Here is a 22,236-nt window from a genome sequence, read left to right on the forward strand (position 1 = left end):
TAACGGTCATCGGCTTAGACCGGTGACCGTTCTGTCAGAACATCATCAACACAGGTCATTTATTCGTGACGCTATTAAATACCTCACATATTAGGTAAAATGATAAATCAATTAAATTGTTTTTTATCATGCCGAAATACTTAGCTTGCCTATTCCTTGCACTATCATCTTTAACGCAGGCCGCCTGCCCTGAGGATAAGGCCTACCCGAATAATATGTTCCCTGAACTTGTCTTTGAAACCACCATGGGTACCATCACCGTGGAATTAGACCGCTTAAAAGCACCCATGACAACAAACCATATTTTACATTTGGTCAAAAACAAAACCTACGATGATACGCTGATCCATAGGATTGTGCCGGGCTTTGTTATCCAAGCCGGTGCCTTTGCCGCTGATTTATCGGAAGTGGAGGCTTGTGATACAGTTATTAATGAATCAGGCAATGGCCTTAAAAATAGCCGTGGTAGTTTATCCATGGCGCGCTATAATGATCCACATTCGGCCACTGCCAGTTTCTTTATTAATCTGGGTGACAATGACAACTTAAACCCAAGCTCAGATGGCTGGGGTTATGCTGTATTTGGCTATGTCACTGCCGGCATGGATGTGGTTGATAAAATGGCTGCTGTCAAAACCCAATACAGCAACGAACTAGACGCCAAGGATGTTCCTGTAGAAACCATTAAAATCTTATCCGCACAGGTGAAATAATGAAATCAGACCTGATTAACTTCGAAAAAGACGATCACCATTGCACCCTATTTGTTCAAGGTGATGTGGATTTATCCAATTCTTCTGAACTACGCAAAACCATCCTCAGTGCTCTAAAGACTTCGCCGCTGGTGGAAGTGGATTTGGCCGATGTCACTTATATTGACTCATCAGGAATCGCCGCCTTGGTCGAAGGTTTGCAGTATGCCAATAACCATGACAAATCATTCCACTTAAAACGATTAAGCGCTCATGTGAAGTCCATAATAGAACTGGCACGACTGGATCAGGTATTTACCATTGATGACTAAGCTTACACAAAAAGTTGAAAATCTCGGACAAATGACCGTACAAGCATTGGAACGACTGGGCTTTGCCATGCGCTTATTTTGGGACAGTTTTTATTGGCTGATTGCGGGTCGAAAATATAAGCAAAGACTGCGCTTTAGCCAGGTTGTTAAATACATTAAGTCCGAAGGCGTTGATGCACTACCCATTGTGTTGATGTTGGCTCTGGTGGTTGGTATGATGCTCGCGATTCAACTTATTTATGCACTAGAGGCATTTGGCGCTGAATCACAGGTTTTGCTCGCCATTGCCAAATCTGTCACCCGTGAATTTTCACCCTTGATAACCGGTATCATTGTCGCCGGTCGCTCCGGTGCGGCCATTGCCGCGCGAATTGGCTCACAAACCGTGTCCCAAGAAATTGATGCCTTAAATGTCATGGGCGTGGTGCCGGTTCGTTATTTAGTGTTACCGCCTTTGTTGGCTTTAATTATCTCCATGCCCTTGCTTATTATTGCCGCCGATATTGTCGCCATTTTTGGGGGCGCACTGTTCAGTGTCACCAAACTGGATATGAGTATATCTGCCTATATGGTTGATTCTTTTAATGTTTTGGTTGTCGGTGATATTATGCAAGGCCTGATTAAAAGTGTGGTGTTTGGTATTATTATTGTTTTAGTGGGTGCCACCACCGGATTTTATGTCACCAACGGTGCTGAAGGCGTGGGTAAAGCCACCACCACGGCGGTGGTGGTTTCTATTTCATTTATTGTTTTCGCCGATATGATAGCCAGTTTTTTCTTAACAAAATGACAAGCCAAAACCACAAAACACCGGACAAAGTGATTGAGGTCACTGATTTAGTGACCCATTACGGTACCCGTAAAATACTTGATGGCATGAACTTTGAGGTAGAACGCGGTGAAATACGCGTTATTATGGGCGGCTCCGGCTCCGGCAAATCCACCTTACTTTGGTATATTCTGGGGTTATATAAACCCACAGAAGGTCGTATTAAAGTGCTGGGTGAAGACATCAATCAAATCAGCTTTAATGAGCATTTAAAACTAAAACAAAACATCGGCGTGTCTTTCCAAAGCGGCGCGCTATTTTCATCCATGTCAGTGGGGGAAAATGTGGCCTTCCCATTAAGAGAATTTACCGATTTGGACGAAAACACCATCCGCATCATTACCCGCATGAAGCTTGAAGTGGTGAATTTGGGTGGTTTTCATAAACTGATGCCATCGCAACTATCAGGGGGCATGATTAAACGCGCCGCCTTAGCCAGAGCCATTGTTATGGACCCTAAGTTGTTGTTTTTTGATGAACCATCAGCCGGCTTAGATCCGGTGGTGGCCTCAGAGATTGATGATTTGATTTTGTCTTTACGCGATAATATGGGCATGAGCATGGTGGTGGTCACCCATGAACTGGAAAGTGCTTTTAAAATTGCCGATCGCATCACCGTATTAGATCAAGGTAAAAACTTACTGACGGCTTCGGTTGAAGAAGTGAAAAAATCGAAAAACAAACGCATCATGGATTTATTACAGCGTCGCTCGCGTCATGATAAACTTGACCCGGAAGAATATTTGCGACGGCTCACACAGGAAAACTACACATTATCATGAAACAAAAAGTCAGTCATTATTTTTGGGTCGGTCTGTTTACCTTAGGTATCGGTATCCTGACTTTGGCATTACTGGTTGTGATGACCAACCAACAAGCCGACAGTGTCGAATACCATAGTTATTATGACAATGTTAACGGCCTCAGCTTTGGTAAACCAGTTTACTTCGAAGGCTACCGTGTCGGTCAGATTGAGACCATTACCCCTGAATTTGATAGTCGGAAAGTGCGTTTTAAGGTCACATATTCTGTTTATAAGGACTGGCGCATACCCAGTAATTCTACGGCACAAATTAATGCCGGTGGTTTAATTGCGGATATGACCATTAATATTAACGGCGGTGATGCAGACACCTACTTTACACCCGGTGATAACATTCCCGGCGAACAACCGGCTGATTTGTTCGCCGAATTGGCCAAAACAACCGATAAAATCAACAACCTGACTGATGAAAAAATCTCCCCAATGTTAGATTTACTGAGTGAACGCTTAGACCGCATCACCGGTGAAATCGATGGTGCTTTACCGGGAATCATAGGCAATATCAATACCGCCAGTGAGGATTTAGCCGAGGTGTTGAAAAACAGTAAAGCCATCGTCAGCGGCGAAAACCAACAAAAAATCACCACCACCTTATCTAATCTGACTGATTTAACTGAACAAATCAAACAATCCGTCAACACCTTGGATAATGGCTTAAATAATATTGACGGATTAGTCACTGATGCCCGTGATTTATTAACCGGTGAAGACTCTGATATGTCACGTATTTTAAAAGCCGGTGCGCATGTTATGCACAGCTTATCCGGTCGTTTTGAAATCATTATGAACGACATGGAATCTGCCGGCCGAAACTTAAACGAAGCCACCAACGAAATCCGTAAAGATCCGTCTAAATTAATTTTCTCAGGCAAATCTGAAATTAAGGATGATGAATTATGAAAGCATTAATCAGTACACTTTTTATTGTTTTAATGGTAGGTGCCTGTAGTAACAAAGCACCCAGTATCAAACAATACTATCGCCTGAGTCCGGATTACGCCATTGCCACCCCCGAAAGCAAACGATCATCGGTGGTGATTCCTCGGCCCAAAACATTGGGTATTTTAGCGGGCCGTCCAATGGTTGCCACTAAACAGGATGGTGCACTGGTACAACTCAACAACCATTATTGGTTAGAATCGCCCACTGTTTTATTACATACCACGTTAAAAGACTGGGCGCAGCAGCATTGGCAACAGATCCAAATATCTGCCGCCTTTGACGAACGTCACGAGCGTCTTGACAGCAAAATCCTCGCCTTTGAAAAAAACGGTAATCAGGCCAATGTTAGCTTACAGTTTATCTTGAGAAATGCCAACGGTGAGCTATTATTTGATAAGACTTTTCAACAAAACCAAACCATTCAAGGGGATGGCTATGCTCATTTTGTGACAGCCATTAATCTGGCCGTCAGTGCCATTCTCAATAAACTAAGCCAAGATCTCGACAATTTGCAATGAAACAATTAGCGGACGAATTAGGTATTTTGCCACTCAGACATAAACACTCGGTTTTAACTCAAAAGCCCAGCACCAAACAGCCAGAAACCGCCACCCAAGCAAAACCCGATAAACCGCATAAAAAAGACGTCTTAAATAAAGAAGAATTACGCTTACTGGTAAAAATACTCAAAGCCATTGGTCATACCTGTGAACACCAAAATATTAAAATTATAGATGGTATCACCCGCTATCAGTTGAATGACATCACCTTGATTTTTGATGACGTTAACACAGCCGATACCAGCACAGAACGCCACCTATCCCCTTTAAGTCATATGCTCAAAGACCCTGAACAAAAACGCCCAACCTGGGAGAAGCTGAAGAATTTAAAAGACTAAAACCACCTGTAACCCAAAAATACCCGACGTCCTCGGACTTGTAAAATCCGCGTGCCCTTATGGGCCCTACTTTTGTTGACCCGTGGCTCCAGTATGCGAAACATACAAAAGCGAAGCTTTTCAAAACTGCGAACTAACCGGAAGCAGATGCCGGATTATAATCAACCTACCCAACCCAACCATGGGTCTCCGGGTCGCGGCTCGAAGACGTCGCAATTTGGTTTGGCGATTGTGATAACATCATCCTTTTCGCATCAATTTGCAAGGATACAAGCAATGCAGAGATTGCCGGATCACCAACAGAAGGGCCCTTAGGGCAACGCCCGGACAGGTTGTACCCTGCGCAGCAACCCACAAGGATTGTTAACATGGATTTCAAACCACAAGCCGGCTGAGTCTGTCGAAGCCTCTGTTCAATATACATGTGTCTTTCCGGTATTTTATTCCACCCACAAAAAAACGCGGACCAGAAAGGCCCGCGTTTTTAAAGCAATCTGCTTTTATTTTACTTAGTTAACAGTCAAGGTTACCGGCACCACCATGTTTGGTTGTGAGGTATCGTTGCTGTTAATACATAAAGCTGCAGAATAATTACCAGCAGCTAAACCGGTGGTATCAACAGTTACTGAAACGGCATCATTACCACCAATTGGGACACCAACACCACTACTTGGCGAGGTTGATAACCAAGAAGCGCCACATGTGTAGTTGCTGGTTACACTAAAGGCAAGACCCGGATCAGTAGTTGGCTGCCAATTAGTCCCTTCGCCAAAGAAATCTGAAGGGTCTATGGAAAGTGAATTATCCACATCACCAGCAGCTGGCGTACCGCTATACCAATACCAAGTATCAAAATCAGCGGCAATAAAGTTGGCAAAACCACTGACCCAATAATTACCAGCAGGAACTGACCAACTGCTACCCAGGGCACCCAATATATCTACTGTGACTTCACCACCGGGTGTTAACACTAAATTAGGATCACCTACAGCTAAGGTTAATGAAAACAAAGCTGATCCAGTTGTTTCAGGATCACCATCAGGTTCACCGCCATTATCTGCATAAATTTCCACTGTAAAGGCATCAATCTGAGTGGTTATATCTGCAGCATTGGTAAAGCCATCAAAGTAAAATGTATCCAACTGGGCAGAGTTATTTAAGATAAAGTTATCTGCACTATAATAACCAAAGTTATTACCTTGATCTAAATAGTCACTCAATACACCATTTCCAGTTCCAGAGTTCAGTTGCTCAAACTGTTTAACAACAGCATTGCCTGCAGATTGAACACTCCAATCTAAAACAGCTGTCGCAGAACTTTCGTTTTCAATATAAACGTCTCTACTGCTAGTGCTGTTAGTCGACATTGTGTAACTCAATGAACCGGGCACAGCATTAACAATCGGAGAAGGCTCAACGGCTACAACAGTAATAGGCAAATAGCTGAGATTTGTTGCTGGTATTGGAGCAGAAACATTGACACCAACACTGTTTAAGATGCCAGGCTCCCAAACGCCCGCAGAACCAACACAGATTTCCCAAGTGCCATTAACATCGGTAGCTACTAAATCAGCAATGCTGTTGGGTGGTGCTGTAATGATCGTATCTGGCGCAGGTGCCAATAAGCAAACACCACTACTACAACCTGTACTATTTTCAGCTGATGTAGAGGCTGTATCATCAAAGCGCACAGTAGAACCAGAAACAAAATCAGCAGAACTGCCATAAGTAGATCCTGGGAAACCTGGACGATCCAACAGACCCAGAACTTCGCCATTTGGGTTTTCAGCAGTCATTACCAAGTCACCAATCCAAGTATAATTCATATCATAATCAATGGTTACTTTAGCACCTGCAGTTAACGGATATGTAACTCCAGATACTTCCACTTGACCACAAGCTTGATCACCTGGATAACCACCATCTGTTATTACTGCATTTGGATTTTGAGTAAATGTATCGGTATTAAACGCATTAACTTTTAATTCCAACTGTCCAAAGCTAAAGACACCGTAAGGTAATGAAGATGCATCTACTTCAACGGTGACTGTTTGGAAACCATTTTTTGGCACTGTGAATGTACTTGGGGTCACTGTTCCAGGTACATCGATTAAAGAGGCTTCGTATGTAATCGCTTCATCTGCCACACTTCGGAAAGTACGGGTAAAGGTACATGTTCCCTGACAATTATAATCAGTCAGGCTGGCCACATTTAGGTTTTTCAAATCACCACCGTTGGCAGGATTAGCAGCCGCAAATTGAGTAGCTGTCTCATCAAGCACTAACGTAGCTGTCGCCGCATTGTCCACTTGGATGCGACCGGCACCCATATCTAATGGGTCAGCTGGTGTTGTACCATCTTCTTTCATAACTCCGGCCGTTACGGCTTTCATCATTAAAGCAGATTTAACTTCAGCCACAGACCAGTCGCGATTGCGTTCTATCAATAGAGCTGCTGCACCGGCATTATGAGGTGCCGCCATAGAGGTTCCGGAAATAACTGCATAATCAGGCTCAGTCCCACCGCTATTGGTATAAGCAGCCAGGATATTTACGCCTGGTGCAGCCACATCGGGTTTATTGTATTCAAAAGGACTCGGACCACGTGAGCTGAAATCAGCCATCATATCGGCTTGACCATCAGTTTTTATTTCAGGTGGATTCATTTCAGAATTCAATGTTCCACCGGCTAAAGCAGTTTTAATGGCTGTACCATCTGACTGTAAGACAGCACCGGCTGGAATATTGGTCGCTTCCAATCCTGCCATGCTTATCCTTCCAGTTGTGTTATTAACAACGATAACAGCTAATGCACCGGCTAATTCAGCATTATTAACTTTAGTAGCGAAAGCACAAGAGCCGCGATCTATAAGGGCGATTTCGCCAGCAAATGGTGTACCTGTGAAAGCTGTACAACCTTCATTATTAGCTGCATCAACATCACCGGCAAATCGCATGTCGGCTGTAATAGTTGTTGACGCTGATGGACCCGTACCTGGCGTGTAATCATAATCATCAGCATCCACGGTGAGTATTGCACTGAAATAACGACCATGTGTAGTCGCACCCACTGAAGCTGTCCAAGGTTCATTATGACCTAAAGTGCCTGGTCCGGGACCTGAGTTACCGGCTGAAGCCGACACAAAGATTCCTGCTTGAGTTGCACTTAAAAATGCCATTGATACCGGATCATTCCAAGGTGATGTGCCACCACCAATTGAGTAGTTAATCACATCAACGATACCATCTTCAATCGCCTGCTCAACAGACGCTAAAGTAGAGACACCGGGACATAATCCGCGGCCGTCAGTTGCCGTATAACAAGAATCATACATAATCACATTGGCTTTAGGTGCAACACCACTAATGGTGATATTACTAACGCCCAAATAGCTTGCAGAGTTTAAGGTATTACCGGCAGCAGTGGCAGCAGTGTGGCTACCATGACCATTTTCATCTTCCGGTCCCGGAACATCTTCACCAGAACCTTGTAAACCATTCACAAAATCGTAACCGCCAATTAACTTATCATTACAAGTAAAGCTGGCAACAAATTGATCGGTGTTACTCGGATCACAAGCACCTAAATAATTACCGGAACCCAAAGGATTATTATGGGTATAACCACTTTCATCGGTTTCGGCAAAAGAAGGATGTGTGGAATTAATTCCACTATCAATAATTCCTACCACGACCCCTGTACCTTGCGGCATCGGACCATCAAAACCATCCATAAAAATAATATCTGGATCAGCAGCACCATGACCGGACCATAATTTATCGGCACCAATTAGAAATGGTCCGGTATCTGTAGTTAATAAGTAATCTTTATCCAAGAGAACTTGCTTTACATTTGGCTGGTTTTCAACCATAGCCACATCGCTGGGTTTAAGATATACAGCTATACCATTGTAAGATTTTTGGTATTGCTGAATAACACCATCAGGACCCAAAACACTTGAAATTGAACTAATTAAAGTATTTTGTTCTGTACCTATTTGGTCTGCATATTGATCAGGTGTTTGCCTGCTTGCAACAGCCCCAGGGTTTAAATGGTAGGGCGGTTTATCCATTTGAATAATATAACGTCTTGTACCATCTTTTCTGGCATCCGGAATAACATAATCCGTACCGCCTTTTTTGGCTGTTTGCTGCAGCGTTGATGTATTGACATCATATACTTCTGCCACTGCATGCGATGTCGTCGGAACACCTGCCATGTAAATGGCAGACATCACCGTTGCGGCAAGCAAGGGCTTAAACTTAATAGGGGACATGTAATTCTCCTCTTGTTTGTTTGTAAAAAAACCTCACCACTGGGTAAAGTGTGATGAAGTTCACATTTCATTGTTGTATTGCGGCTGAATGTGGAGTTTAGCCGAATCGCTGATTTATACTACACCTCTGATAATTTTTTATCAAGCAACAATGTTATCTATTGCATAAATAAAACTTATCCTAAAGTGTTTGCATAAATTTAAACATTTAAACGTTTTTATCCTTATCTTTTCTTGTGCCAATTTTTTGCTGAACTTGAATTTTTACGATGTGTTTTGTTTATAAACTTACTGAGCAAATATATCTTAGTCATTTATGTCTTTTTAAGGGTCATGCTACAATGCCGGCATGATGCGCACCTGTTTATTGTTTAGCTTAATACTTTCTTCAATTTGCTTGGATACACTGTGTGCGCAGACCAAAACCGGTCAAAATGGTTTATTCGATGGCGTTGATTATCGTTGGTACTGGAGCCCCAATGCCGGGGTGGTGATTCCCGATGATGATCTGCGATTAAATGAGGCCAATGTCTTTGATGTTCGTGTCGGTAAACATTTGAATGAACAATGGGGTATGGAGTTGGAATTAATGCGCGATGAATACGACTTTGACATGGATTTCGATCTTAAACATTACAGTGCCACCATGAATCTGATTTATACCAACCACGATCCTTTATGGAAGCCCTATTTTATGGTTGGACTCGGTGGAATTTATGCCGATGCCCGGTTCCCTGACACCCAGCGCACTGATTTTATTGTTAATTTGGCGGTAGGCGGTTCCTGGTATTTTGTTGGCAACGGCGCCCGAATCCGACTCGAAGCCCGTAGCCGTTTAGACACCAATAACTCAAAACTGCCCGGACAAGACGGTTTTGGTGATGCGCAATTCACCATCGGTCTCATCATTCCCATTGGTGATTAATTGCTGCAAATGGCGGGATTAATTATTAATTACATGCCATCTCTTTTATAATAAACCTTTTATAATAACGGAATGACTATGCAGTCAATGACGGCGTTTGCTGCTCAGGCAGTAGAGACAGATTTGGGTCGGCTAACTTGTGAGATAAAATCAGTTAATCAGCGGTTTTTGGATATCACCATTAAATGTCCTGACTTTTTACGGGCTGCCGAACATAATTTACGTAAATCCATCGAAAAAACCTTAGCCCGTGGCAAGGTGCTGGTATTTATTAACTTTTATCCCAGTGACCAGGTGGCTTTAACTGAACTAAAAGTCAATCATGCACTATTGGCACAACTGCAATCCTGTGTAACAGATATTAACCAGACTTTGGGCACCGCTGATTCTTTACAATTACCGCACTTTATGCGCTGGCCCGATGTCATCATTCAAGAACCTGCGGACACCTCGCAATTACAAACAGCCGCAGTATCCTTGATCGAGCAAACCATTGCCGACTTGGTTGATTCCCGTCAACGTGAAGGTGCTGCCATGCAGTCAGTATTGGCAGATAAATTAGCCCAATTGGCTGATATCACACACAACATCAGAAGTTACGTACCTGACATTAATCAACAGTTGGCCGATAAAATGCGAATCCGTCTGGCTGACTTGGACATCGACGCACAGCCGGAACGCTTTGAACAGGAACTGGCCTTGCATTTGCAAAAAATTGACATCACCGAAGAATTAGACCGCCTGGATGCTCATGTGGCTGAGTTTGAGCGGATTCTAACTTTACAGGAACCCACAGGTCGTCGCATGGATTTTCTGATGCAGGAACTTAACCGTGAAGCCAATACCATTGGATCAAAATCAGCCGCCATGACCACCTCTAATGCCAGCGTTGATTTAAAAGTAGTCATCGAACAGATGCGTGAGCAAATTCAAAATATTGAATAAATGGCTAACTCATTCTTATTCGGCATAGGTTTTTGGTGACTTTAAAAGGGTTTCCAGCTCGTGCCGAATTAGACCGCTTATATGACCCATAATCGAATCCGCATCCGTCAACGGTTCATGGCAATAAGCCACATAAGAATGCCAGGTTTCATTTAAACCGTGCTGTAACAAACTTAATTCAGGTGACACTGAAGCACTGACCAATGGCATCGGCACATAACCCCACCCCAAACCATCACACACGGCATCTCGCACCAATTCAAAACTACTTAATGAAATACGCTCGCCCATGACACTATCCAGTCCGTATGAATCATCTTCACCATTACCCAAATAAGCGATTTGTGGTACCGCACTGAGATCATCGTTGCTAACATAAGCCATGCGGCTCAATGGATGGCCGGTCGCGACCATCATTTGCATCGCCAGTTTGCCGATCACCTGGACGTGTAAATTTTGTTCCGTAACGCTTTGTTCGCGCAATAAACAACAGGCCATATCTACTTCGCCCTGTAAAACTTGCTCCCTTAGATAATCAGGACTGGCATAATTCATTTCTAATGCCAATCCAGGAAATTTACGGCGAATACGGCGAATAATGATTCGCCAAAATGATTCCGGCAAGGCATCATCCCGACCTAACCGTAAAGTCAGCATTTCGTCGAGCTGGTCAATGGTGACTTTTCGCTGTATACGCATGGTCAAATTAATGATACGTATGGCATCATCGAGTATTCGCTCACCTGCTGAAGACAGCTGCATACTGTTACCTTTTCTGACAAATAACTTTGCACCCAGATAATCCTCAAAAGAAGAGATCGCCATACTGATGGTGCTGCGATTACGTTCTAACTGCGCAGCTGCCTGTGATATGGAGCCGGTTTGCGCCACGGTGACGAAGTATTGTAAGTATTCAAGTTTCACGATTGGGTTCAGATAAAATTACAGCGTCAATTATTTTGATGCTGACAGGTTTTTTTATGATTAAAGTATACTTTATTATACGGGCATTCATTCATAACTCAGGATATTTATGCATTGGCTTTACTTAAGCTTAGCCGTGATTGGCGAAGTGATTGGCACCTCTTTAATGAAATTATTGGTATCAGGCGGTTTTTTATTATCAGGAATTCTCGTGGCTGTTTCCATGATTGGCATTTCTTATGTATTATTGAGCCAGGCCACCCGCACCATTCCTGTGGCACTGGCCAATGCCTTTTGGGAAGGCTTCGGTATGATTCTAATCGGCATGGTGTCTTTTATGATTTTGGGTGAAAAAATCTCAGCCATTCAAACAGCGGCCTTGCTGATGGCGGTCTTCGGCATTATTGTCATTAACTACGGCCACTATCTGCAAGAACAAAAATCATGAGTATCTATTTAGGCTATATTCTGGGATCAGCGGTGCTTGATATTATTGCTAATGTCATGCTGGAAATGTCAAACGGCTTTAAAAATAAACGCTGGGGCGTTGCTGCTGTGGTCTTTATCATGGCTGCTTTTGCGCTTTTGGCACTGGCCGTGGCGGGCATTAATTTATTTATTGCTTATGCAGTCTGGGGTGCGATTTCTATTATTGGTACGGCCATTGCCACCCGAATTTTATTTAATCATGCATTGAACTGGGTCAGCTGGCTGGGTTTATTTATCTTAATTGCTGCCATTATCTTGATGCATTCAGCCGGCTCACATTAATCCTAAACAAATCGATTAATACGCAGCAATGTCTGTGCTTATGGCCTTTTTGTTTTATAATAAGCCAAATCTTCGCTTGTTATCACCATGCAGAAAACTGAACTCACCGGAACTTTATACATTGTATCGGCGCCTTCTGGTACCGGTAAAACTTCTTTAGTCAATGCCTTAGTCCGTGACACTAATCACCTTAAACTATCCATATCACATACCACCAGGCCACCACGTTCTAAAGAAATAGATGGTTATAATTACCACTTTATCGACACCGCTAAATTTAAACAAATGCAAATGGCCGGTGTTTTTATGGAATCTGCTGAAGTATTTGGTAATCTCTATGGAACCTCTCAAGAAGCGGTACAAAAAATGCTGGATGAAGGTCACGATGTGGTACTTGAAATTGACTGGCAAGGTGCAGAACAAATCAAAAAACGCTTCCCCGAAGCCATCAGCATTTTTATCCTGCCACCCAGTATCGCCGCTTTAAAAGAACGCCTTAACGGTCGCGCACAAGACTCTGATGATATAATTAATCACCGCATGGATAAAGCCATTAGCGAGCTTAAACACCACCACAAAGCCGATTATCTGGTGGTCAATGATGATTTTGAAGAAGCCCTGAAATCCTTAAAAGCAATTGTCAAAGCCAATCGCATGACCACCGCCAAACAAAAAATTATTAATCAGGTTTTGATTAACAGATTGATTAAATAATCAATTTGCAATTCAACCCTTTACTTAACGTATTAACTCCATATTTGCCTATTGCACTTACAAATGGAATTCAGAAAGGATTAACAAGTCATTCGTTTCAGTTCTATTTAGTCAAACAAAATTGGTAACAATCACCCACTAATTGTTGTGAATCATAATAAAGTGGCTTTTTTTCCAGCAACTGAAAGCCGTAGTCTATTAATGGTGTAAACCAATTCTCGTTACTGACTTTTTCTGATACCTTAAGCATATCTCGACAACGTAAACGGGCAAAATCATGTTGCTCAACAAATGTTTTAATCTGTGTTTTATGTCTGGCTAATTCCGCCGTTGAACTGCTACGCACTTGAGCAATCATCTGAAGCCATTGAGTAAATAATGGCTCACCTCTGAATACCGGGTTGGGACGATGACTTTGTAAAATACTTAATACATTTTTTTTAAATTGCTGGCTGTTTAATTCTTCTTCAGCATACGATTGAAAAACACGCCATAACCCCACTTCTGCCAACCAGTCATATATCGCCTGTTCGTTTTTCATAAAACTAAATACGGCACTTTTCGGGCTGTGAGCTATAAACACCAACTGTCCGTTTGGTTTTAATGCCCGGGCTATGGATGACGCTGATTGATTCAAATCACTGTACTCTAGCCCATATTGACTGACGATTAAATCCTGAGGTTTATCGATATTTATTTCTTCTAGCGGAGTTTGACTGATAAAATCAATCATATCCGTTTGCGCTGGTGGATTATTTTTTAATATATAGCCAGTGTTTATTTCACTGATGTCATTAGCTGTAATGTTCAGCTGTTTACCTTCCCGCAATGCCATTTCTGCTATTAACAATGCAACCGCACCATTACCTGTACATACATCCAGTACGCTATCTCCTGATTTCAACTCAGCGACACGTTGCTGCCAAAAGTCGAAAATCTCACCATCATAATTTCCCGTAAAGTCATGAGGTAATGATGTTTGAGCACCGTTTTCCCAATAATTAGTCCAATGCTTATGATTCACAATATGCTCGTTAGTCGACTGTTATTATGCCTCAGCGGTTTCTTTTTCATACACAAATTCAGAAGAAGATTTGGGTCTTGAAACCGGAGAATGTAGTTCCCAAAAGTATTGGTGTGAATCATATTGTAAATAGTCCATATCAATACTAACCATATTGTTCGGGTCTGACACCTGAAAATTAGCCGCTGGATAAGCTGTTAATGGCGGGCATTTCGTTTCAGAATGTTGTCTTCTGGCACTAAAATAAGCTGTAAAGTCATGAGCCAGTTTAATTGTAACTGGATAATCCAGGGTATCATCCGGCATGCAATATTGTGAAACTGTTAAGACAGTCTTCAGGCCACTATCCAGAACAATATCATAATGTTCGTTAATGTATTGACCGATTTGCTGATAAAAACGATACCAGCCACCGGGCATGCTTTTGTCTGTGATAAAAAAACGAACTGCCCAGGTGATTTGTTGATATTTCGACGGATTATGGTTAACAAATTTAAGTAAATCACCCATAAAATCAACTGCCTGAATATTATGTTCCCATTGCAAATAGCGAATTACATAGCGTAAAAGCCCGTAACCGTCCGCAACTGTATACATATGATACATGGCTTTCATCCATTTAAGATCCTCTTCAGTGTATGAGAAACTGGCAATCAGAAAATCATTTTCATCGGTTTTTATTTGGTATTTCTCCAAGTACTCAGGATCTGCCATCGGGCTGTTGGGCAATAATTGGGTCGGGTAGGCTTTAATGGACACGTCCATGTCGATATATTTCTGTAGATCTTTATTAAACCCTGCGATCGTTATACCCGGTAAACCCATCATTAAATCAGTTGAGAGCGGTAAACGTAAATCATAAAATACTTTGGTCAGTTCATCGTATTTTTCAGTTTTGATGTTTTTTCGATTAATCACCTCAAGTGTTTTTTCATCTGTCGTTTGAATTGAAATAATACCCTGACTGATAATTCCACCTGCATTAAATACTTTAATTATTTCTACCAGTCGCCATGTTGAGTTCTTCGTATAGTTAACAACAACTTCCTCGGGGAAACCGGTTCTCTTTTTCGTTTCAACAATGTATTGCGCCAATTCAATATCGCGGTCATATAAGCCGTAGTTAGCATCCGCTATCCATAAAACACGAATTTGGTTTGATGCTATCCAGTCTATTTCATCTTTAACACGTTGCAAATCAAATTTTCGCACTTTTTGATTTGTGGCTGAGCCCCAATCACAAAAAGTACAACCAAATGGGCAACCGCGATTAGATTCAATAATGGCTGCTTCCACATCAACACCGTAGCCATCAAAACATCCGGTTAAATAAGGTGATGGAACTGAATCTGGTGTCGCTGTTCGACTTCGTTTGGGTGTTCTATGGAGTGTGCTATTGTCATTCTTGTTACGAAATGTGATGCCATGTACCAGTTCTAATCCTGCTTGTATTTGAGGTTGACCATTAGCGTCTGATTTAATATTGCTCAGGATTTCATTAATAGAAATTTCACCTTCACCATGTACAGAAATATCAACGCTGAGATTTTTGCTCATAAAGTCCTGGCTGGCTTGAGGATATTCCGGTGTACTCGGCCCGCCGTGTATGGTTATATTGGATGGATTATGCTTTTTTATAGCATTACAAATAACCATATTAACATCCAGTGACCACATATAATTTGAAAACAACCAGATACCTGTACCAAATTTTTTATAGGGCCCGTTAAATAAATCTTTGGGTTCTAAAAAATTAATTGGTACTAATTGATATTTATTGAGCAATTCACCATCGTTAAAATTCTTAATAGAACTAAACAAAACCCCTAAAGCTAAAGGGTAGTGATTTTTCATATGCGGTACAAAATAAATGGGTAACCGATTGTCATCCGGTTCGATATTTTGCCACCATTTGCTTTGATCGATTTGTTGAAGTTGTTCAGTATCAGTACATGAACAATCTTTCTTTTCCGGTAACCCGGAAACATCTATGAGTACACCGGTTTCAAAGAAACGAGTAAGCGTGTCTGTAATTAATTTTTGATTAAACTTTTCTGAGCATTTTTCTTTCAATCTCTGTATATTTTGGGTCTCAAGAAACTGGCTTAATATGATGAGTTGTTGGTAATTGCATGTAATATATTGGTTGAGCGGTGATGACCAAAAACACCAATCTGATTCATTTCGAAAAAATGACAAATGTTTAGATGTCGTTAGTTTTGCGGGTAAATTAAAAGATGAGATATTAGTTTGATTCAATGCCATTGTGTTATCGACAGAAATAGTACGACACTGATCAATCAGGATATTTCCTGACTTTAACTGCTGTAATCTGGATTGTATTTGCGATTCATTAATGCCTTTTGCCAACCGTTGAACCCATTTGTCATGAGCGATCGATTGAAATCCATTTAAATTGAATGCATTCTCTTTTAGTAATTCAAAAACAATTAGATCCAAGGTATGTAAATACATCGCCGAACCTTGCCCATCTATTTGGCTGGCTATTAATCTATTGTCTCTGAAAATAAGTTGAAAACGGTTATTAAATTGCAATGACAAAACCTGAATATAAAAGAATGATTAGTATTCTAACACAGCAAATTTCAATTTATTAATTACATACAGTCGGTTGAAATACAAACAAAAAAAGGGCGCAACATGTGCGCCCTTTTTAGCATTACACTTAGCTTTCGATTAGAAAGTTTGGGTGTATCTGGCATATGTAACACGACCGTATCCGTTATACAGATTGAAGTCGTAATCACGTGCGTCTTGAAAACCCTGATCGATGGGTGGGAATTTTTCACCGGCGTTACGTACACCAATGGTAAATTTACCGTCCCAAGGCGCAAAGTAGTTCAATTGAACATCATGCGTTACCCAAGTACCCACTGGAGCCCAATCATCATCACCATTTTGGTCTCCAATCATGTTGATATTGTAACCTATACTGAAATCACCATAAGCATACTGGGTCATTAATTGTGCACGCTGCTCAGGTAGACCCGGGGTTTTAACCAAATCATCAGATAAGGTACCGTCAATTAAACTAACTTTCTGATCTAACATGTGACTAACTTGTAGATTATGGGAAATCGAGCCACCCAATAAGTCATAGTTAAATCTGAAATTAAAGTCTAAGCCTGAAACTTGGTAAACACCTTGGTTAGCAAAACCACGAACACATTGAGTGATTAAACCTTGTGAATCACGCTCACAGCCTAAACCGACAGGTGCGCGATCTGGGTAGTTAACTAAATCCTGACTTGAAAAAGATCGAATACGATCCTCAATTTCGATGTCATAGTAATCAACAGACATATTAAACCAATCAACCGGCTCATAAGCTAAACCGACTGCGAATTGATCAGAGGTCTCAGCAGTTAAGTTTTGGTTAGCAACGACCAAGGCATTAATCTGACAAGGTTCATCAGGATCGCCAATTTGAACAGTACAAGTGGCCGCATCACGAACCGAATCAGCTGAGAAAGCTGGTTTAGATGTTAATATATCTAAAGTTGGTGCACGGAAACCCTGACCGTATGAAGCACGCACAGTCAATGTATCCAATGGCTGCCATCTTAGTGAGGCTTTAGGTGAGAACTCTGAACCAAAGTCAGAATAGTCATCGTAACGACCGGCTAAGTTCAATTCTAAGTTATCCAAAACTGGGAACAATACTTCGGCAAACAGTGAAGTCACATCACGGTTACCACCAGCACTGTTACCGGCTGAACCACCAATTAATCCGGCTTCAGATAATGGGTCATATTGATCCAAGTACTTTTCTTCACGATACTCAGCACCAATAACCATTGACGCAGGGCCATTGGCCATATCAAAGATATCAAATGCAACGTTACCGAAGATTTCACTTTGGTCATATTTTGATTCACGGAAAATAGTGATTCTCATCTCATTAAGAGCCGCCTGGCTTTGAGGGCTGAACGGATCCCATAACTGGTACTCACCAGATTCAATCAATCTCAGAGCAGCAGGTTTGTAAAGGTAATTTCTACCGGTATCAGTACGAACGTTGTTGGTATTTCTAATACCAAACTCAACTTCGGCATTACCAATTGTACCCAAAGTGCCAAGAACAACATCAGTTAACGACGTTCCAACTGTACTGTCACGAGGACCTACCGCATCAAAACGATGCCACCAATCCACTGGCTGAGGAGCCAAACCCAAGTCCGGGTTATAAAGTGGGCTGTTAGGGTTGGTAGGATTGTTAGGACTGGTTGGTGTTATTGATTCGAAAATCGGATTTAAAGGGTTGTTTAAATAACGACCTTCAGGAACCGGCGCATAACGTCCAAATGATTCTGTTTTCGCATAAGAAGCATCCGCATACAATTCCCAATCGTCATTGATTTCATAAGACGAACGGGTGAATAAAGATCTGTTGCTAATAGAGGCTTCATCGGCACTGACTGTGGTGAAGTCATAACGACATAAGCCACCACCCGCTGTGAAAAATCCGGTACCTTCAAAATTACAAGCATCTTCATTAACAGGAAGGAAACTAAATGTCAATTCACCGGTATCAGGATCAACGAGTGAAAAGTTATTACCAAATAAAGAAGCACCTGTGCCAGCACTCCAGGGTAAATCACGTGCAAAAATAATTTCACGGTCATTCCAGGACATACCAACTGTGATGTTAGAACGATCACCGGCAGCACCAAACAAAATGGAACCCATTTCACTGTCACCACCGTTTTCAGGAATAGAAACTTCTTCGCCGCCGATCATAATTTCAGCGCCTTCATAGTCGTCTCGTGTGATAATGTTAACAACACCACCAATAGCGTCAGAACCATAAACAGCAGACGCACCGTCTGATAAGACTTCGATACGCTCAACAGCACCCATAGGAATGGTATTCAAGTCCTGAGTCGATCCTGTACCAGGTGCTTTAGCCATTCTACGGCCGTCGATTAAGACCAATGTACGAGAAGCACCGATACCGCGCAAGTTCAAGGAAGCTTCAGCCTGAGCTGAGCTACCAGAGGCAGGTCGCAACGAACCGGCACTGTTAAAGGTCATATTTCTTAAGAAGTCAGCCGCTGTAGATTCGCCGCTTAATTCAATTTGTTCACGCGTGATGACGGTAACCGGCAAAGCGCCTTCTACGTCAGAACGTTTAATACGTGAACCTGTTACAGTAATTTTGCCTTGCTCTTCAACGCCTTGATCTTCGTCATTGTCCTGTGCTAAAGCAACAGTACCTAAAGCGGAAGAAGCGACAAAACCTGTCATTAATGCTTTATACACAGCATTAGTAATAGGATTACGTTTCATTTTCATCTAATTGTTCTCCAAATAGTTATCCATGAGTTAACTCAAAAAAATTGCATCTATATAGATTCCCTACGTTGCACATACTAACACTTTAATTTTGTAAAAAAAAGACACATTTTATCTTTTTTTACAAAATCTTAACAAAAGTATGACGCATAAATAAGGTCCACTATATGGTCATCAGTACCTTTGAGCACTAATTCTTGACTATTTTCGTGTTAACTTTTCATAAAGTCAAAGCATTTATTTCTTATCTCATAAAAATGAATGCTTTAGGTTGGTTTTTTCGTACCCTTTAAGCACATGTACATTTAAATCAATTTACCCGCATTTAAACGTGACCAGTGTCACACTATTAATTATCCTTGCTTCATGCTTGCAGAACTATTATTGATAAAAACAATACCCTTTTATTTTTTTTTCGGACAGGTAACTAATTATGCTTAAATGTCTCGATTAAACCATTTAATTTATTCTCCTTGTAACCTGACATGACTGACCAGCAAAAAGGCTTTGCCGCCGCCATATTTTGTTTTACCTTTTGGGGCTTCGTGCCGATATTTTTTAAATATATTCAACATGTGCCGGCGCTGACCATTATTGCCCATCGGGTGGTCTGGGGCGGTTTGTTTTTATTGTTGTTTCTGGCGATTCGTGAACACCGCTTATGGCAGGTTTTGAAATTGTCGCGCCAACAAATGCTGGGCTTGTTGCTCAGTGGCGCATTGGTGGTTGGCAACTGGTTAATTTTTGTTTGGGCGGTGACCCATGATCAAATTCTGGCCACTTCCTTGGGTTATTTTATTAATCCTCTGGTGAATGTCTTTTTGGGCTTGTTGTTCTTAGGTGAGCGGCTAAACAAATGGCAAACCATGAGTTTAATTTTAGCTTGTGCTTCGACGATATTTTTAGGCATTTATTTAGGCCAGGCACCTTGGATTTCTTTGGCGTTGGCTTTGAGCTTTGGTTTTTATGGCTTGGTCAGAAAACAATTGGATGTGAGGCCGTTAATCGGCCTATTCTGGGAGACCGCGATTTGGGCGTTGCCCTCACTTGTTTATCTACTGGTGGCGCATCAAAATTTGGATCATTCTTTTAGCAACTCGACCTGGCTGTTTTTGGTTTTAGCCGGTTTAGTCACTGTCTTGCCTTTAATTGGCTTTAACTATGCCGCTAAAAAGCTGACCTTGGTGATTATCGGCTTTATGCAATATATTGCACCCAGCATTAGTTTCCTGATTGCCGTACTGTTATATGGTGAGGATTTTACTTTTGGCCACCGCATTGCTTTTACCGGGATTTGGTTGGCTTTAATTCTTATCAGTTGGCGACCCTTGTATCAGTTTATACAACAACGTTCTAGAACACGAGCACTGGCAAAGCGTCACCATATTCAATAGAATAGCCTTTTAGTAAAACGGTCATACTTTAAGGAGTTACCATGTCTGAACAACGTAAAAAAGTCACTTTTCAAGGCAGCCAGGGTGAGCTGGTGGGCTTACTATCAACACCTGAAAACCCCAAAGCCTATGTTTTGTTTGCCCATTGCTTCACCTGTGGCAAAGACGTCAAAGCCGCCTCTTATATTTCTCGCGCTCTGGCAAAATTAGGTTTTGCTGTATTGCGTTTTGATTTCACAGGCTTAGGTGGCTCTGACGGTGATTTTGCCAACACCAATTTCAGCTCCAATGTGGAGGATCTGATTGCGGCCGCTAATTTTTTACGGGATGAATATCAGGCACCACAAGTGGTGATTGGCCATTCTTTTGGCGGCACCGCGGTGTTGAGTGCCGCTGAGCATTTACCGGAAGCCGAAGCGTTGGTCACCATTGCCGCGCCCGCGGAAGCCGATCACATTGCGCATTTAATTGAAAACAAAATCCCCGAGATTGAAGCTCAGGGTTCAGCTCAGGTTAAAATCAGTGGTCGGCCTTTTAATATTAAAAAGCAATTTATCGAAGACTGGCAAAAACATGGTACCGAACATATTGGTCGACTTAAAAAAGCCTTACTGGTGATGCACTCACCCACTGATACGGTGGTATCGATTGATGAAGCGGGTAAAATTTTTACCGCCGCCATGCACCCGAAAAGTTTCTTTAGCTTAGATGGTGCCGATCATTTATTATCGAGACTTGAAGATGCTGAATATGCAGCCGGTATCATCAGTGGTTTTGTGGCTAAATTTATCGGAGAAACAGCCGCTAAACCCAAACCGACCACTGCTGAGCAAGGCAACAGTGACTTATCGTCGGGTCAGGTTGAGGTTCGGGAAGACAATCACAAATTCACCTGCCGGGTGTCCACTGACAGCCACAGTTGGTTGGCGGATGAGCCGAAAAAAGTCGGCGGTGATGACCGCGGCCCGGATCCTTATGCGCATTTATTGGCAGCTTTGGGCGCTTGTACCGTGATGACCATGCGTATGTATGCCAATCGAAAAAAATGGCCGCTTGAAGACAGTATCGTGACCTTACAGCACAGCCGTGAGCATGCCGAAGACTGTAAAGATTGTGATAACAAAACCGCTCAAATCGATGTCATTAAGCGGCAGATTAAAATCATCGGCGATGAATTAGATGACGAGCAACGTGCGCGACTGATGGAAATCGCCGATCGTTGCCCGGTGCACCGGACATTGCATAATAAAATTGATATTCGATCTGAGGCGGTTTAGATAGATAAGTCTTAATTACGAAAAGCTTCGCTTTTATATGCTGCGCATATTAGGTCTCCGGGTCGGTGCCCGAAGACGTCTCGAATTTTTAAATTTAAATCATTTACCGCGACGTATTCGGGCTTGACCCGGATACCCAGTTCACACAGTGAA

19 protein-coding genes are annotated in these 22,236 nt (G+C 42.0%); 14 read left to right on the forward strand and 5 right to left on the reverse strand.

Features of this window, described 5'->3' with window-relative positions; translation table 11 throughout:
• The first annotated feature begins 128 nt into the window (after positions 1–128).
• Genes OS173_RS01850 through OS173_RS01880 form a run of 7 tightly spaced genes read left to right on the forward strand, consistent with a single transcriptional unit; the run spans position 129 to position 4,516 of the window.
• On the forward strand, positions 129–713 hold the full coding sequence (locus OS173_RS01850) for a peptidylprolyl isomerase (RefSeq protein ID WP_267182573.1): 585 nt from the start codon (positions 129–131) through the stop codon (positions 711–713).
• Entirely contained in the window at positions 713–1,024 is a 312-nt protein-coding gene (locus tag OS173_RS01855) for an STAS domain-containing protein (protein WP_267182574.1), read from the forward strand. Before OS173_RS01850 ends, OS173_RS01855 begins: the two co-directional genes overlap by 1 nt.
• Positions 1,017–1,814, forward strand: a complete 798-nt coding sequence (locus tag OS173_RS01860; protein ID WP_267182575.1) for an MlaE family ABC transporter permease — start codon at positions 1,017–1,019, stop codon at positions 1,812–1,814. The genes OS173_RS01855 and OS173_RS01860 overlap by 8 nt, the downstream gene beginning before the upstream one ends.
• Positions 1,811–2,635, forward strand: a complete 825-nt coding sequence (locus OS173_RS01865) for an ABC transporter ATP-binding protein (protein WP_267182576.1) — start codon at positions 1,811–1,813, stop codon at positions 2,633–2,635. The genes OS173_RS01860 and OS173_RS01865 overlap by 4 nt, the downstream gene beginning before the upstream one ends.
• The gene (locus OS173_RS01870; protein WP_267182577.1) at positions 2,632–3,576 is read left to right on the forward strand and encodes an MlaD family protein; all 945 of its coding nucleotides are present in this window, start codon (positions 2,632–2,634) and stop codon (positions 3,574–3,576) included. Before OS173_RS01865 ends, OS173_RS01870 begins: the two co-directional genes overlap by 4 nt.
• A complete protein-coding gene (locus tag OS173_RS01875; RefSeq protein WP_267182578.1) occupies positions 3,573–4,136 on the forward strand; it encodes an ABC-type transport auxiliary lipoprotein family protein in 564 nt (187 codons plus the stop codon). Before OS173_RS01870 ends, OS173_RS01875 begins: the two co-directional genes overlap by 4 nt.
• Positions 4,133–4,516 (forward strand): hypothetical protein, encoded by a 384-nt coding sequence (locus tag OS173_RS01880; RefSeq protein ID WP_267182579.1) that lies wholly within the window; start codon positions 4,133–4,135, stop codon positions 4,514–4,516. The genes OS173_RS01875 and OS173_RS01880 overlap by 4 nt, the downstream gene beginning before the upstream one ends.
• A gap of 509 nt (positions 4,517–5,025) precedes the next feature.
• On the opposite strand, the gene OS173_RS01885 is transcribed toward OS173_RS01880, so the two are convergent.
• Entirely contained in the window at positions 5,026–8,736 is a 3,711-nt protein-coding gene (locus tag OS173_RS01885; protein ID WP_323373164.1) for a S8 family serine peptidase, read from the reverse strand.
• Positions 8,737–9,142: 406 nt separating this feature from the next.
• Here OS173_RS01885 and OS173_RS01895 point away from each other — a divergent pair, with 406 nt between their 5' ends.
• Positions 9,143–9,718, forward strand: coding sequence for an outer membrane beta-barrel protein (locus OS173_RS01895; RefSeq protein WP_267182580.1), 576 nt, complete (start codon positions 9,143–9,145; stop codon positions 9,716–9,718).
• A gap of 72 nt (positions 9,719–9,790) precedes the next feature.
• Complete coding sequence (locus OS173_RS01900) at positions 9,791–10,663, forward strand: YicC/YloC family endoribonuclease (RefSeq protein WP_267182581.1); 873 nt, start codon at positions 9,791–9,793, stop codon at positions 10,661–10,663.
• A 15-nt stretch (positions 10,664–10,678) separates the two neighbouring features.
• On the opposite strand, the gene OS173_RS01905 is transcribed toward OS173_RS01900, so the two are convergent.
• Positions 10,679–11,587 carry a LysR family transcriptional regulator gene (locus tag OS173_RS01905; protein ID WP_267182582.1) on the reverse strand — a complete coding sequence of 303 codons (909 nt, stop codon included), beginning with the start codon at positions 11,585–11,587 and terminating at the stop codon, positions 10,679–10,681.
• 109 nt (positions 11,588–11,696) lie between these two features.
• Between OS173_RS01905 and OS173_RS01910 the strand changes: the two genes are divergently transcribed.
• From OS173_RS01910 to gmk, 3 genes are all read left to right on the forward strand, one after another.
• Entirely contained in the window at positions 11,697–12,035 is a 339-nt protein-coding gene (locus tag OS173_RS01910; RefSeq protein WP_267182583.1) for a DMT family transporter, read from the forward strand.
• The gene (locus OS173_RS01915) at positions 12,032–12,358 is read left to right on the forward strand and encodes an SMR family transporter (protein WP_267182584.1); all 327 of its coding nucleotides are present in this window, start codon (positions 12,032–12,034) and stop codon (positions 12,356–12,358) included. Before OS173_RS01910 ends, OS173_RS01915 begins: the two co-directional genes overlap by 4 nt.
• A gap of 87 nt (positions 12,359–12,445) precedes the next feature.
• Positions 12,446–13,072 (forward strand): guanylate kinase, encoded by a 627-nt coding sequence (gene gmk, locus OS173_RS01920; RefSeq protein ID WP_267182585.1) that lies wholly within the window; start codon positions 12,446–12,448, stop codon positions 13,070–13,072.
• A gap of 103 nt (positions 13,073–13,175) precedes the next feature.
• Here the strand turns inward: gmk and OS173_RS01925 are convergent, their stop codons facing one another.
• The 3 genes from OS173_RS01925 to OS173_RS01935 all read right to left on the reverse strand — a co-directional run bounded on the left by OS173_RS01925 (position 13,176) and on the right by OS173_RS01935 (position 19,412).
• A complete protein-coding gene (locus OS173_RS01925; RefSeq protein WP_267182586.1) occupies positions 13,176–14,096 on the reverse strand; it encodes a class I SAM-dependent methyltransferase in 921 nt (306 codons plus the stop codon).
• A 24-nt stretch (positions 14,097–14,120) separates the two neighbouring features.
• Entirely contained in the window at positions 14,121–16,658 is a 2,538-nt protein-coding gene (locus OS173_RS01930) for a B12-binding domain-containing radical SAM protein (protein ID WP_267182587.1), read from the reverse strand.
• Between the two features lie 135 nt (positions 16,659–16,793).
• Positions 16,794–19,412 (reverse strand): TonB-dependent receptor plug domain-containing protein, encoded by a 2,619-nt coding sequence (locus OS173_RS01935; RefSeq protein ID WP_267182588.1) that lies wholly within the window; start codon positions 19,410–19,412, stop codon positions 16,794–16,796.
• A 485-nt stretch (positions 19,413–19,897) separates the two neighbouring features.
• Here OS173_RS01935 and rarD point away from each other — a divergent pair, with 485 nt between their 5' ends.
• Both rarD and OS173_RS01945 read left to right on the forward strand, forming a co-directional pair.
• A complete protein-coding gene (gene rarD, locus OS173_RS01940; protein ID WP_267182589.1) occupies positions 19,898–20,806 on the forward strand; it encodes an EamA family transporter RarD in 909 nt (302 codons plus the stop codon).
• Between the two features lie 41 nt (positions 20,807–20,847).
• The gene (locus OS173_RS01945) at positions 20,848–22,083 is read left to right on the forward strand and encodes a bifunctional alpha/beta hydrolase/OsmC family protein (protein ID WP_267182590.1); all 1,236 of its coding nucleotides are present in this window, start codon (positions 20,848–20,850) and stop codon (positions 22,081–22,083) included.
• Positions 22,084–22,236 lie beyond the last annotated feature (153 nt).

This window comes from Marinicella gelatinilytica, from assembly GCF_026410405.1.
In the GTDB taxonomy this organism is placed as follows: Bacteria; Pseudomonadota; Gammaproteobacteria; order Xanthomonadales; family Marinicellaceae; genus Marinicella; species Marinicella gelatinilytica.

Coding starts and splice junctions, on each gene's coding strand:
- OS173_RS01850 (WP_267182573.1), top strand. CDS start 129: ATGCCGAAATACTTAGCTTGCCTATTCCTTGCACTATCATCTTTAACG.
- OS173_RS01855 (WP_267182574.1), top strand. CDS start 713: ATGAAATCAGACCTGATTAACTTCGAAAAAGACGATCACCATTGCACC.
- OS173_RS01860 (WP_267182575.1), top strand. CDS start 1,017: ATGACTAAGCTTACACAAAAAGTTGAAAATCTCGGACAAATGACCGTA.
- OS173_RS01865 (WP_267182576.1), top strand. CDS start 1,811: ATGACAAGCCAAAACCACAAAACACCGGACAAAGTGATTGAGGTCACT.
- OS173_RS01870 (WP_267182577.1), top strand. CDS start 2,632: ATGAAACAAAAAGTCAGTCATTATTTTTGGGTCGGTCTGTTTACCTTA.
- OS173_RS01875 (WP_267182578.1), top strand. CDS start 3,573: ATGAAAGCATTAATCAGTACACTTTTTATTGTTTTAATGGTAGGTGCC.
- OS173_RS01880 (WP_267182579.1), top strand. CDS start 4,133: ATGAAACAATTAGCGGACGAATTAGGTATTTTGCCACTCAGACATAAA.
- OS173_RS01885 (WP_323373164.1), bottom strand. CDS start 8,736: ATGGCAGGTGTTCCGACGACATCGCATGCAGTGGCAGAAGTATATGAT.
- OS173_RS01895 (WP_267182580.1), top strand. CDS start 9,143: ATGATGCGCACCTGTTTATTGTTTAGCTTAATACTTTCTTCAATTTGC.
- OS173_RS01900 (WP_267182581.1), top strand. CDS start 9,791: ATGACTATGCAGTCAATGACGGCGTTTGCTGCTCAGGCAGTAGAGACA.
- OS173_RS01910 (WP_267182583.1), top strand. CDS start 11,697: ATGCATTGGCTTTACTTAAGCTTAGCCGTGATTGGCGAAGTGATTGGC.
- OS173_RS01915 (WP_267182584.1), top strand. CDS start 12,032: ATGAGTATCTATTTAGGCTATATTCTGGGATCAGCGGTGCTTGATATT.
- gmk (WP_267182585.1), top strand. CDS start 12,446: ATGCAGAAAACTGAACTCACCGGAACTTTATACATTGTATCGGCGCCT.
- OS173_RS01935 (WP_267182588.1), bottom strand. CDS start 19,412: ATGAAAATGAAACGTAATCCTATTACTAATGCTGTGTATAAAGCATTA.
- rarD (WP_267182589.1), top strand. CDS start 19,898: ATGACTGACCAGCAAAAAGGCTTTGCCGCCGCCATATTTTGTTTTACC.
- OS173_RS01945 (WP_267182590.1), top strand. CDS start 20,848: ATGTCTGAACAACGTAAAAAAGTCACTTTTCAAGGCAGCCAGGGTGAG.